This is a genomic window from Arthrobacter sp. UNCCL28, from assembly GCF_900102805.1.
Taxonomy (GTDB): Bacteria; Actinomycetota; Actinomycetes; order Actinomycetales; family Micrococcaceae; genus Arthrobacter; species Arthrobacter nicotinovorans_A.
Map to the genome: position 1 here is coordinate 81,947 of NZ_FMWE01000001.1, position 12,260 is coordinate 94,206.

The 12,260-nt window shown below is 64.1% G+C and carries 9 protein-coding genes; 5 read left to right on the top strand and 4 right to left on the bottom strand.

The window, feature by feature from the left end; translation table 11 throughout:
* Positions 1-27: 27 nt before the first annotated feature.
* From BLQ01_RS00370 to BLQ01_RS00380, 3 genes are read right to left on the bottom strand one after another with little or no spacing between them, the layout of a single operon-like run.
* Positions 28-1,167, bottom strand: coding sequence for a M24 family metallopeptidase (locus BLQ01_RS00370; protein WP_091549698.1), 1,140 nt, complete (start codon positions 1,165-1,167; stop codon positions 28-30).
* The gene (locus tag BLQ01_RS00375; protein ID WP_091549699.1) at positions 1,164-3,239 is read right to left on the bottom strand and encodes a DUF6807 family protein; all 2,076 of its coding nucleotides are present in this window, start codon (positions 3,237-3,239) and stop codon (positions 1,164-1,166) included. Before BLQ01_RS00375 ends, BLQ01_RS00370 begins: the two co-directional genes overlap by 4 nt.
* Complete coding sequence (locus tag BLQ01_RS00380; RefSeq protein WP_254779079.1) at positions 3,236-4,522, bottom strand: acetylxylan esterase; 1,287 nt, start codon at positions 4,520-4,522, stop codon at positions 3,236-3,238. Before BLQ01_RS00380 ends, BLQ01_RS00375 begins: the two co-directional genes overlap by 4 nt.
* Positions 4,523-4,909: 387 nt before the next feature.
* On the opposite strand from BLQ01_RS00380, the gene BLQ01_RS00385 reads away from it, so the two are divergent.
* The 4 genes from BLQ01_RS00385 (at position 4,910) to BLQ01_RS00395 (ending at position 8,518) form a co-directional block, all read left to right on the top strand.
* Positions 4,910-5,854 (top strand): carbohydrate ABC transporter permease, encoded by a 945-nt coding sequence (locus BLQ01_RS00385; RefSeq protein ID WP_026541336.1) that lies wholly within the window; start codon positions 4,910-4,912, stop codon positions 5,852-5,854.
* Positions 5,847-6,785: a carbohydrate ABC transporter permease gene (locus BLQ01_RS00390; RefSeq protein ID WP_026541335.1), complete on the top strand. Its 939-nt coding sequence runs from the start codon at positions 5,847-5,849 to the stop codon at positions 6,783-6,785. Before BLQ01_RS00385 ends, BLQ01_RS00390 begins: the two co-directional genes overlap by 8 nt.
* A 30-nt stretch (positions 6,786-6,815) precedes the next feature.
* Positions 6,816-7,031, top strand: coding sequence for a hypothetical protein (locus tag BLQ01_RS22045; RefSeq protein ID WP_139183415.1), 216 nt, complete (start codon positions 6,816-6,818; stop codon positions 7,029-7,031).
* A 215-nt stretch (positions 7,032-7,246) separates the two neighbouring features.
* On the top strand, positions 7,247-8,518 hold the full coding sequence (locus tag BLQ01_RS00395) for an ABC transporter substrate-binding protein (RefSeq protein ID WP_254779208.1): 1,272 nt from the start codon (positions 7,247-7,249) through the stop codon (positions 8,516-8,518).
* Positions 8,519-8,697: 179 nt separating this feature from the next.
* On the opposite strand, the gene BLQ01_RS00400 is transcribed toward BLQ01_RS00395, so the two are convergent.
* Positions 8,698-10,728: a beta-galactosidase gene (locus BLQ01_RS00400; protein ID WP_091549701.1), complete on the bottom strand. Its 2,031-nt coding sequence runs from the start codon at positions 10,726-10,728 to the stop codon at positions 8,698-8,700.
* A gap of 218 nt (positions 10,729-10,946) precedes the next feature.
* On the opposite strand from BLQ01_RS00400, the gene BLQ01_RS00405 reads away from it, so the two are divergent.
* On the top strand, positions 10,947-12,233 hold the full coding sequence (locus BLQ01_RS00405; RefSeq protein WP_026541332.1) for an ABC transporter substrate-binding protein: 1,287 nt from the start codon (positions 10,947-10,949) through the stop codon (positions 12,231-12,233).
* Positions 12,234-12,260: the final 27 nt, after the last annotated feature.

Below are 12,260 nucleotides of genomic sequence, written 5' to 3' on the forward strand. Positions count from 1 at the left end.
CGCCCCTTTCGTGTGGGGAGCCAGGTGTTACGGGCGAAGCGTCAGCGGACGACGGCGGCCGTCAACGTCGGTGGTTGGCCAACGGTCGTCAGTGGTCAGGACCTGCAGACCGGATTCCGTGAGCAGCACAGTGTCCTCGATCTTCACCCCGGGGCCGGACGGGTTCCAGGTAAAGGGCTGGTTCAGCACAATCGTGTCAGTGACTTCAGCGGTGACTCGGGGATCACGGCCGGCATAACCAGCCGGGCCGCCCTGGTGGTGCAGCGTCCACTGGTCCTCGCCGAAACCGTGCCGGGCGTAGGCCTGCTGGATTTCAGAGAACACCTGGTTGAGCCTTGCACCGGGGACGGTGGCGCGGAAAATGTCGGCCTCAACGGCAGCGATGCGTGCCTCGGCGTCGAGCTCCTGGGGAGTTCCGGCGTCGAACGCCACCCACCGGGTCACGTTGGCAACCAAGCCGTTCCGACGCGCGCACACCACAGCCATGGCACGGCGCCCGATGGGGGAGTGCGTTGCCAAAGGATGGCGGAAGTCGCTCCGGGACGAACCGTTGCAGAGCAAGACCAGCGGCTCGGCGCCCACTGAAACAATCCGTGCGGCCAGTTCAGCCACGAGCTCGAATTCCGTGGTTTCCGGGGTCGCAGCAGTGAGGACATCGGTCATGGCGGCTGCGGCATCGGCTGAGAGCCCGGCATAGCGGGCGGCTTCGGCCGGGAGGAGCTGTTGGCGGGCGGCACGGAGTTCGGTGGTGACCGCCGCTTCGACCAACGGATCACCATCAACGGCCAACCCGGCGGCGACTGCATGCAGCTGGCCGTGCCACGGCACCGTGTGGAGGCTGACATCCGCAGGCAGTTCCTCGGCCGCGATCCGGCCGGCCTCGTTGTTGAAGGTCACCAAATGGTCGCCCTCGCGGTCCACCAGCAGGGCCGCGATGGGGTCGCCGGCAAGGCTGATGTGTACCCGGCTCCCGTCCAGGTACCAGGTGAGGGCGGTGTTGGAGGTGAGCAGGAGTGAGTCGCGGCCGGCGGCATCAAGGATGTCCAGCACGCGGCGGCGCTTCACTGCGCGGTCGGCGGCGCTGGCGGGAGCAGTGCGTCCGGCCGGCGCCAATGCCGGCGTCGGGGCCTGCCCGGCCATGGGTGTCGATTGAGTAGGTGTGGTCATGCCTGTTCCCCCAAAGTTGAGATGAGTCGTTCAATGTCTTGTGTGGCCAGGAAGCCATCCGTGATGAGGATGGTGGCAGTCCTTTGGACCGGGTGGCCCGGTTCTGTGGTCACCGGAGCGTCCCAGGCGAGCGAAAGGCCGACGCCGGGGTAGCCTTCGTGGCGGACAAACCATGGGTCCGGTGCCTGCGGCGAGGCCAGGAACACGAGGGTCGCCGGGTGCCCCAGCCCGGGATCGCCGGTGACATGCGCTGGATTGGCTGTTCCGGCGTCGAACGTCCCGGACCACGCCAGCCATGGCGACACGCTCCCGTGCACGGCGTCCTCGCCCCGCGCGTCGGGCGTCCATATCGTCGCATCGCCAACTTTGGGAAGCCGCCAGAAGAAGCCGCCGTAACCGCCCTGCGGCCGGCCATTGGAACCCGGGCTGCCCAGCAGCACAGGACGTCCCGTGGCTGAGTCCAGCGTGAAGTCAAGCGTTAGTTTCCACGCTGAATCCCCGACGGCGGACCACCGCCACTGGCGCTGTTCGCGCAGTACCGGTGACCGGTCAGGCGCCAGCCAGCTCAACTGTTCGCGTCGCTGACCTTCGGTGTGCTCCACCGAATCAGTGACGATCATGCCGTGATCCTTGCGCCAGACATAGGCGCCTGCGTCCTGGGTGTAGGTCCGGCCGCCCCAGAAGTTGATGCCGTCCACGTCCTGGAGGGCAACCCCTGCTCCCAGGTGCCAGACATGGTCCTCGGGGATGTGATCGGTAACTATGGTTCCGGCGAGCGTACGCACAGGGTGCAGGTAGGGCCGCGGCGAGGACGTGGGCCGGACCAGGGTGCCGTCCTGCACTGCAGCCACGGGGGTGCCGTTGATCTCCAGAGTGTCCGGAACGGGCCCGGCTGAAGCGGCCCACGGCGCGCCCAGCTCGGCGAACGTCGCCTGTCCCAGGGCTGCCCGGCGGATCAGGGACTCGATGCCGTGCACCACGGGGTGGGCGTCATCGCCCTCGCCTTCCCAGGTAACAAAGTCCGGGTGGATCTGCCGGGGCGGCTCGGCCGTGCGGATCGCCTCCAGCACCGAAACGTAGGCGCCCACGCCGCTGAGCGGGCTGAGCAGGTCTTCTTCCGTGCGTGCGGACAAGAGGTTTTCCAACAGGTCCGTCCGTCCGAACACCTGGCTCCGCGTGCCGTCGGCAGTGGTGATGTCCACACGGTCCTCGGTATAGAAAAGCGTCACTTGCCCCGAGGTGCCGTAGATGGTCACGGTGGGCGCGGACTGTGCCGGGGCGCACAACGTCAGGGCGCAGGTTACTACCGGTGCGCCGCTGAATCCGTCTCCCCTGGAGGTCCGGACACGCACCACCGAGGTGTCATCGCTTTCGGTGTCGTTGGCACGGTAGAGGTCCGTCTCCACCGAGGCCACGTCAGAGACCGTGCGGGCGCCGGCAAGCCGCAGCCCTGTTGCCACGGCGTGCGCCAAGGCGTTGGTGACAACGCCGTCCACCACGTCCGTTCCGTTCAGGCTGCGCTTCCCGGCCCACCGCGACCGTTTGAAGTAGGCCCGGTTCCGCAGCCACAACCCGGTGGCACTGATACCGCGGACCTCACCGATCCCACCGGAGGCCACCAGGGCGTCAATTGCGGGAAGGGCTTCGGAGCCCAGGCTTTGGAAGCCCACCTGCACCAGCCGGCCGGCGCTCGCAGCCGCGGCCATGACGTCCTGGTACTGCGCCATGGACGCTACGGGCGGCTTTTCCAGGTACACGTGGGCCCCGGCTTTGAGGGCAGCAAGTGCCAGCGGTGCGTGTGTCTGGATCGGCGTGGAAATGATGACGACATCCGGCGCGGTTCCTGCCGCCAACAGATCGTCCAGGGAGGGGAAGACCTCCACACCGGGGGCCAGTTTCCCCTCGGCGGGCGGGCGGGGATCGGCCACAGCCACCAGTTCCAGTGTGCCGGCAGCCGTGAGCCGATCCAGGTTGGCAAGGTGCCTTTCGCCGAATCCGTGGACACCCACCAGGGCTACGCGGGGGAGCCGGGGGCGTACTTCCGGAGCGGTTGTGGTCAAGGGCTGGGTCATGAGTCTGTCCTAGCGGGCTCAGGTGTTGGGGAAATCCCGGATGGGGTAGGGCGCAGGGCTGCGGCGAGGAAGGCCGAAGCCTCTTCCTGCATGGCCCGGGTAAAGACGTGCGGTTCGTGCCACAAGCTGCCGGTGTAGCGTGCGGGCATGTGCTCCAGCAGGTGTCTGTGGGCATCGCGCATTCCCTGTTCCGGGAACAGGGGGTCGGCCAGCCCGTATTGGACCAGGACCTTTTCGACGGCCGAACGGGCGGCAAGGTCCGGCCAGTCGCCCAGCCTGGACAGGCCTGGGGAATGAAGCAGCCAGGAATGGGCGTCAAGGTAGGCCGGGAGCAGTGAGCCGAACGTGGTCATCATGCAGGTCACCACGTAGCTGCGGATCAGCGGACTCAGTGCGGCGAGGACCATGGCGCGCCCGCCGCCGCCGGAGAATCCCAGGCAGCCGAGCCGCTCGGCGTCCACTCCGGGGAGCATTGAAAGGATGTCCAGCGCGGCGAGGTCGTCATGCGCAACAGTGCCCGCGACGCTGCTGCCGAGCAGTGTTGCGGCTTTGGCCACCGTTTCCTCGTGGGCAGCGGCCGCTGCGTTGTACATCTCCGCCGCGGAAGGTTCGACGCCGGCCTCCCGCCACAGTGCCTGCCGGCCGTTGACGGCGGCGGCGGTCCGCCAGGGCGGGGTGTCCAGGCCAAAGCGGCGGCTTCCCCACATGAAGGTGTCGTGGGCCAGTACGGCGAAGCCCTGCTGAGCAAGCCAGGTGGCGAGTGCACGGCCGTCGTAGAGCTTTTCCCTCACCTCGGCCGGGATCGGGCCGAAGGGCTGCAGGTTGTGACCGGAGAAGACACCGGTGGGGGTTCCGCCGTCGTCAGTCTGTTTCCTGTCCGGAAGGGCGCCCTCCGCGAAGGGGCCGTCCGGAAGGGAGCGCTCCGCAAAGGCGCCCTCCCGAAGGGACACGAGCCGCTCGGCTCCGTAAGCCTTTTCTCCGCCGTGGCAGTGGAGGGCAAGAATGCCGGGAAGCGGACGTGTTTCGCCGGTGGGCCGGACGAACCAAGCCGAGGTCCTGGGACCGAACCCCAGCTGCCACGACAAATGCGAGGTGGTAACGCCGTCACGATCGGCTTCGCTATGCACTGTGTAGTCAAGATCCGGTGTTACGGAGGGCACGCCGAGTGTGTCGGCCAGTTGCTGTGCTGCGGGGGTGGCCGCGGTGAAGCGGTGGCGGACGGCATAGTCCGGCCAGTCTTCGTAGCGGGCCACAGCGCTGGGGCGGATGGGCGTATCTGCCATGTCAGCCGCGCTCATGGCAGTCGCAGTCGGTGGGGAACAATAGTGTCCTGCCTTATCGATGCGTCAAGGGTGTGCGGGGGCGCACGCCGGGCGTCTTCAGCGTGGGGAAATCAGATTCGGCGGCTTCATCAGAAAACGCTTTCTCAAAAATTAGCAAAAGGCTGTACATGGGTCAAGAAAACGTTTACTTTGGTACGGAGCCGCTGAAGCCCGGGACCCAAATCCTGGTCCCTCAGGGGAAGTGCCAGGAACACCGGCGCCCCCGAAGGCAAGCACCAACCAGACTCGAAGTCCGTGGATGGCCACGATGACCAAAGGAGACCACATGGCCGCTGTACTACACACGGGGACGCCGCAAGGCGTTCGCGGGCCGGCGAGGGGGAAGCGATGAGCGCCATAGGCGAACTCTCAACGATGACCCGCCGCAAGGGCCCCATGACGAAGGAAGAGAAGAAGGCCAACGGCCGCGACAACAAGGCCGCCTACGTCTTCCTTCTTCCCTGGCTGATTGGGCTTGCTCTGATCACCGTGGGACCCATGCTGATGTCGTTGTACTTGTCCTTTACGGACTACAACCTCCTGCAGCCCCCGGAATGGGTGGGCCTGGACAACTTTGTCCGCATGTTCGGCGACGCCCGGCTCCACAACTCCTTGCGCGTCACCTTCACCTACGTTTTGGTGGGTGTTCCGCTGCAGCTGGCAGTTGCGTTGGTGATTGCCCTGGTCCTGGACAAGGGACTCCGCGGACTTCCGTTCTACCGGTCAATCTTCTACTTGCCGTCCCTGCTGGGCGGTTCGGTGGCAGTTGCCATCCTCTGGAAGCAGATCTTCGGCACTACGGGCCTGGTCAACCAGGTCCTGGCGATGGTGGGCATCGAGGGGCCGGGCTGGATCTCGGATCCCAACACCGCGCTTGGTTCCATCATCCTGCTGCACGTCTGGACGTTCGGCAGTCCCATGATCATCTTCCTGGCCGGCCTGCGCCAGATCCCCACCATGTACTACGAGGCTGCCGAAGTTGACGGCGCCACCACACTGCAGAAGTTCTGGCGGATCACCCTGCCGATGCTGAGCCCCATCATCTTCTTCAACCTGGTGCTGCAGATCATCGGTTCGTTCCAGTCGTTCACCCAGGCGTTCATCGTCTCGGGCGGCAACGGCGGACCATCCGACTCCACCATGTTCTTCACCCTGTACCTGTACCAAAAGGGCTTCGGCCAGTTCGATATGGGTTACGCCTCAGCGATGGCCTGGTTCCTGCTGGTCATCATCGGTGCCTTCACTGCCATCAACTTCATCGCTTCAAAGTATTGGGTGTTCTACGATGACTAAACTCCAGACCCTCCCCGCAGCATCCTCCGACGACGCCAAGGCCGGCAGGTCCGGAAAAGGCCCACGCCGCCGCGAATCCCGCGGCAGCCTCGCTTTCTCTCGCAGCGCCCGCATCAAAGGCCTGGTCAAGCACGCCATCCTGATCATCGTGGGCGGCGTGATGATCTACCCGCTGCTGTGGATGGTGGTTTCTTCCCTGCGGCCCAACGACCTCATCTTCCGCGAACCGGGCCTGTGGCTGGAAAACCTGGAAATGAGCAACTACACCGATGGCTGGTCCGCGCTGACGCACCCGTTCGGTCACTACATGATCAACTCGGCGATCGTTGTCCTGGGCTCCATCCTGGGCAACCTGATCTCCTGCTCCATGGCTGCCTACGCTTTTGCCCGGCTCCAGTTCAGCGGCAAGAAGATCTTCTTCGGCATCATGCTCCTGACCATCATGCTCCCGTTCCACGTGGTGATCGTGCCGCAGTACATCCTGTTCTCCCAGATCGGCTGGGTAAACACGTTCTGGCCGCTGATCGTGCCCAAGCTCCTGGCCACCGACGCGTTCTTCGTGTTCCTGATGGTCCAGTTTATCCGCGGCATTCCCAAGGACCTTGATGAAGCAGCACGCATCGACGGCGCCGGCCACCCCAGGATCTTCCTCCGCGTTATCCTGCCCCTGATGGTCCCGGCCCTGGCCACCACCACCATCTTTACGTTCATTTGGACCTGGAACGACTTCTTCGGCGCACTGATCTACCTCACGGATCCGGACATGTTCACCGTTCCGGTGGCACTGCGGGCCTTCGTTGACTCGCAGTCGGCCACCAGCTGGGGATCGCTGTTCGCAATGTCCATCGTGTCCTTGCTCCCGGTGTTCCTCGTCTTCCTGTTCGGCCAGCGGTTCCTCATCAAGGGCATCGCCACCACCGGCATCAAATAGGCCGGAACTATCGACGGAAGGGGGTGGCGGTTGCCTCCCCCTTCCGACGGATGCCGCCAACTGCCGGGCGTTCGACGCCGGAGCAGCCAATCGACGGCGGACGGTCCCGCCGACGTCGGGCGGACCGCCGCTGGTGAGTGCCGCCGTCGGGCGAACCGCCGCTGGTGGGTACCGGCGTCGGGCGAACCGCCGCTGGTGGTACCGGCGTCGGGCGGACCGCCGCTGGTGGGTACCGGCGTCGGGTAATCCAACAACTAGGACAAGTTTCTATCTTGTAATACAAGATTGTGACTTGTATCATAATGAGCAGTAAGAAAACGCTTTCCCATTCGCATCAGGATCAATGAAGATCGGAGACAACAGTGCCGGAACATCACAAGGGTGAAGCAGTCGCCCCCGCAGCGCACACACCTGCAGCACCGAAGGCCCGGAGGACCAAGCGCAAGCTTCGCGCCTCGGCCTTGGTAGCTGCCACGGCAGCAGCCGTCCTTGCCCTCACCGCCTGCGGCGGCGGAGGAGGATCCGAAGCCAAGAGCGCCGACGGCAAGGTGGAGCTGCGGTTCGCATGGTGGGGCGGCGACAAGCGCGCCCAGGTCACCCAGGCAGCCATCGCTGCGTTCGAGGCAGAGAACCCCAATATCAAGATCAAGCCCGAGTACGGCGACTGGAGCGGCTACTGGGACAAGCTGGCCACGCAGGTGGCAGCCAACGACGCTCCGGACATCATCCAGATGGACGAGAAATACATCACCGAGTACTCCACCCGCGGGGCCTTGCTTGACCTTTCCAAGTACAAGATCGATACCTCCAAACTTGACGCGGCCGCATTGGAAGCAGGCAAGGGCGAGAAAGGCCTGACCGGTATTGCCGCCGGCATCAACGCCGCCACCATCCTTGCCAACCCCGCGGTGTTCCAGGCGGCAGGGGTTGCCATCCCTGATGACAAGACCTGGACATGGGAAGACTTCGAGCGCGTTGCTGCCGAGGTCACCGCCAAGTCGCCCAAGGGCACCTACGGCGCTGCCGCCTACGGTACGGACGAAGCCTCCCTTGGAGTGTGGCTCCGCCAGAACGACAAGTCCCTCTACACCGAAGACGGCAAGCTTGGCTTCGAGCCCTCGGACATCGCCGAATGGTGGGGCTTCCTGAAGGAACTGAGCGAGAAGAAGGCTGTTCCGTCGGCCTCTGAAGTTGTTGAAGCCGAAGCTGCTCCGCTGGACCAGAGCGGCCTGGCCACCGGCAAGAACGGACTGGCCTTCTGGTGGTCCAACCAGCTCCCGGCCCTCGAGAAGGCTGCCGGCGGTGAACTGCAGATCCTGCGCTTCCCGTCCAAGACCGGCAAGGCTGACGACGCCAAGCTCTGGTACAAGGCTTCCCAGTTCTGGTCCGCATCATCGCGCACCAAGCACCCGGAGGAAACCGCCAAGTTCATCGACTTCCTGACCAACAACGTCAAGGCCGGCGAGGCACTCCTGGCAGACCGCGGCGTGTACCCCAACTCGGAGGTCCGCGAGGCCATCGCCCCCAAGCTGGCCAAGGCAGACGTCAAGGTTGTCAGCTTCATTGACGGGATCAAGGGTGAGCTTGGCGATGCCCCTGCGGCTCCGCCGAAGGGCGCAGGTGCCATCCAGGAAATCATCAAGCGCTACACCTCGGAGGTCCTGTTCAACAGGCTTTCCACTGAAGAGGCCGGCAAGAAGGCTGTGGACGAAATGAAGTCCGCGATCAGCTGACTTTCCTGAAGCACAACCGCGCCCCGGCCGGATCATTCGTGATCCGGCCGGGGCGCGGTTTTTTGCGTGCGCCAGCCTTGTGTGCCGGCCGGACTGCGAAGTTTTTGTCTGCCGACCAGCCTGGCGACAGCACATGGGGCTTTGGGAACCCAATGCCCATGTGCTGTCACCTGCTTTGGTTAGTCCTCCGCGATGATTGCCACGGCGCCGGCGGGAACCACACCCGTGAAGCGCAGTCCACTGAGGAGCTCGGCGCCGTCGGCCTTGACCGTGACATCCTCGCGGCTGTGGTTGATGGCGAACAGGAACGTACGGCCGTCGTCGGCGCGCCTGCGGGAAAGTTCGACGCCGGCGCTCGCCTCGGCCACGGCTCCCACCCCCGCTTCCTCCACCAGCCGGGCGGTCAGGGCCTCGATGCCGGCCGCGTCCGGAAGCGTGGCCAAATACCAGGCCGAACCGTTTCCGACGGATCGGCGCGTCAGGGCTGGAACGCCGTCGAGCGGGTAATCGGTGAAGGTCGCAAGAACCTCCGCCGAATCACCGGCGGACCCGGCAACGTGCACGTGCTCGCTCCACACGGAGCCCACGGTTCCATCGCTCAAGGTCACCGATGTGCCCGGGAACAGGGGGTGGAATTCCTCGCTGCGGATCCCCAGCAAGTCACGGAAAGCACCCGGGTAGCCGCCGAGCCGGACGTGGTCCCGTTCGTCGACGATCCCGCTGAAGTAGCTGACCAGCACCGTTGCACCACGTTCCGCGGCGGCGGAAATCGAGGCGGCCGACTGGTCCGTCACAGAGTACAAAGTGCACACGAGGATCAGGTCGTAACCGGAGAGGTCGCCGGTGGGGTGAACAAAATCCGCAGTGATTCCGCGCAGGTACAGGGCGCGGTGGAAGGCGCGCATGGTGTCGAGGTATTTCAGGGAATTGTTGGGGTGGGAGTCCAGTTCGGAGGCCCACCAGGCCTCGTAATCGAAGACGATCCCTACCCGTGATTCCACCCGGGACCCCTTGAGGGGTTCCAGCCTCTTCAATGCCTCGCCCAGGTCCACCACGTTGCGCCACACCTGCGTGTCGCGACCGCCGTGGGGGACCATCGCCGAGTGGAACTTTTCCGAGCCGGCCTTGCTTTGCCGCCACTGGAAGAACATGACGGCGTCCGCACCGCGGGCCACATGGGCCAGGGAGTTGCGGAGCATTTCGCCTGGCATTTTGGGCTGGTTGTGGGGCTGCCAGTTGACCGCGGACGTGGAGTGTTCCATGAGGATCCATGGCTGACCGGATGCTACGCCGCGGGTGAGGTCGGCGCTGAAGGCGAGTTCGATTTCGCGCTCAGGGTCCGCGGCCACCAGGTAGTGGTCGTTGGCGATCACGTCCATGTCCTTGGCCCAATCGAAGTAGTCCAAAGCTTTGGTGGCGCTGGAGACCATGAAGTTGGTGGTGGCCGGGACATTGGGGGTGACCTCGCGCAGCACTGCCAGCAGTTCGCGGTAGTAGTCCATGAACACCCACGAGTTGAAACGGGCAAAGTCCAGTTGCTGGCCCGGGTTGAGCGTGGTGGGAGCTGCGCCGGGCGGGATGATTTCAGCGAATGAGGCGTAGTGCTGGGACCAGAACGCTGTACCCCAGGCCTCGTTGAGGGCCTCGATGGTGCCGTAGCGTCGCTCAAGCCAGGCCCGGAAAGCGGCGGCATCTTCGTCGCCGTGGAACTCACCAACGTGGCAGCCAAGTTCGTTGTCCACGTGCCAGAGCGCCAAGGCGGGGTGATCCTTGTAGCGTTCGGCGATGACGCGCGTCATGGTGGTGGCGTACTTGCGGTAAACGGCCGACGACGGCGTGTAGTGGCGTCGCGAGCCTCGCTCCAGCCGGACTCCTTCCGCCGTGACGGGCAGTATTTCGGGGTGTTTGCGGGCCAGCCACGCCGGGGGAGAAGCGGTGGCCGTCGCCAGGGCCACCTTGATTCCGGCCCCGTTGAGGTTGTCCAGGACATCGTCCAGCCAGCCGAAGTCGTAGTTGCCTTCGGTGGGTTCCAGGAGTCCCCAGGAGAAGATGGCGACGCTCAGGAAGTTCACCCCGGCTTCCTTCATCAGTTCGATGTCTTCGAGGCGGATGTCTTCCGGCCACTGCTCAGGGTTGTAGTCCCCGCCGTAGGCGAGGCCATCGATGGCGTTCCAGACAGCTGGACTGCCGGTGTTTTCGGGGGAGGTCAAGGGGACTCCTTCGTCATGTGGCGGGTTCAGTCTTTGTGGTGGTCCGAGGGTATGCAAGCAGCGTAGCGGAGGAAACAGGCGGGAAAGAGCTCCATTGGAAAACGCTTGCCCAGATTCACATTTAGGGATATTGTATCGATTCAGAACGAGTGTAAGCGAGATCACTGCCACGTTGTAGAGATCCCGGAAGCTTGCACCAACTGAGCAAGGAGGCTCTCATGATTGATAGAAGGAAATTCCTCGGAACCGTGGCACTCGGCACCGCATCTGCCGCGTTCCTGGCTGCCTGTGGCCAGTCCTCTTCCCCGGCCCAAACCGGCTCCGCGGACAACCCCGTCACCATCACCTACACGTGGTGGGGCAACGACGACCGGGCAGAACGCACCCGCAAGGCGATTGCGCTGTTCGAGTCCAAGAACCCGGACGTCAAGGTCAACGGCAACTTCTCCGATTTCGCCGGATACTGGCAGAAGCGCGCCACCGAAGCCGCCGGCGGCGGCCTCCCCGACGTCATGCAGTGGGATCTTTCCTACCTCCGCGACTACGGCCAGCGGAACCAGCTCCTTGACCTGGGCACCGTGAAGATCAACACGGACGCTTTCGACAAGTCGCTCCTGCCCTCCGGCCAGATCAGGGGAAAGACCTACGGAATCCCCACCAGCACCAATGCTTTCGCTGTGTACTACGATCCCGCCAAGCTCGCTTCCCTGGGTATCGCCGAGCCGGATGGCTCCTGGAACTACAAGGAATTCAACGCGTTCCTTTCCGAGGTTGGCCAGAAGGGCAACGGAACCCTGTTTGGAGGCACCGACTACACAGGGGTCTGGTGGAACTTCAACATCTGGTTGCGCCAGAACGACATCAAGGCCTTCACCGAGGACGGCAAGCTTGGTTTCTCGAAAGACGACCTGAAGAAGTGGTGGAACCTCAGCGCAGACCTGCGCGGCACAGGCGCCATTGTGGGAGAAGACAAGACCACACAGCTGTTGCCCAAGTCCCCGTTTGGTTCCAACGTCACTGCCACTGAGGTTACCTGGGACAACTTCATGGCCGGATACCTCGCTGACAGCGGCGCGAAGGAACTCAAGCTCGTGCCCGTTCCCTCCGATGACCCGGACAATCTGGGCCTGTTCCTCAAGCCCTCCATGCTGATGGTGGCCAGCGCCAAGACCAAGTACAAGGACGCTGCTGCACGTTTCATCGACTTCATGGTCAACGATCCCGAGGTCGGCCAGATCTTCAAGACCTCCCGCGGCGTGCCGGCGTCGAAGACCCAGCGCGACGGCACCACCTTCGAAGGCACCGACAAGCTGGTGGTGGACTACGAGAAATCCATCGAGAAGTACCTCAAGGACGCCCCGGAGCCGCCCATCGTTGGTTTCGGCACGCTCGAATCAACGTTCAAGCGCGTCAGCTCGGACCTGAACTACGGAAAGCTGACCATCGACGGCGCAGCTGATGCGTGGTTCAAGGAAGCCGAAGACCTTATCAAGCAGAACGCCTGATCCAGGCTTTCATGACTGACGGACTAC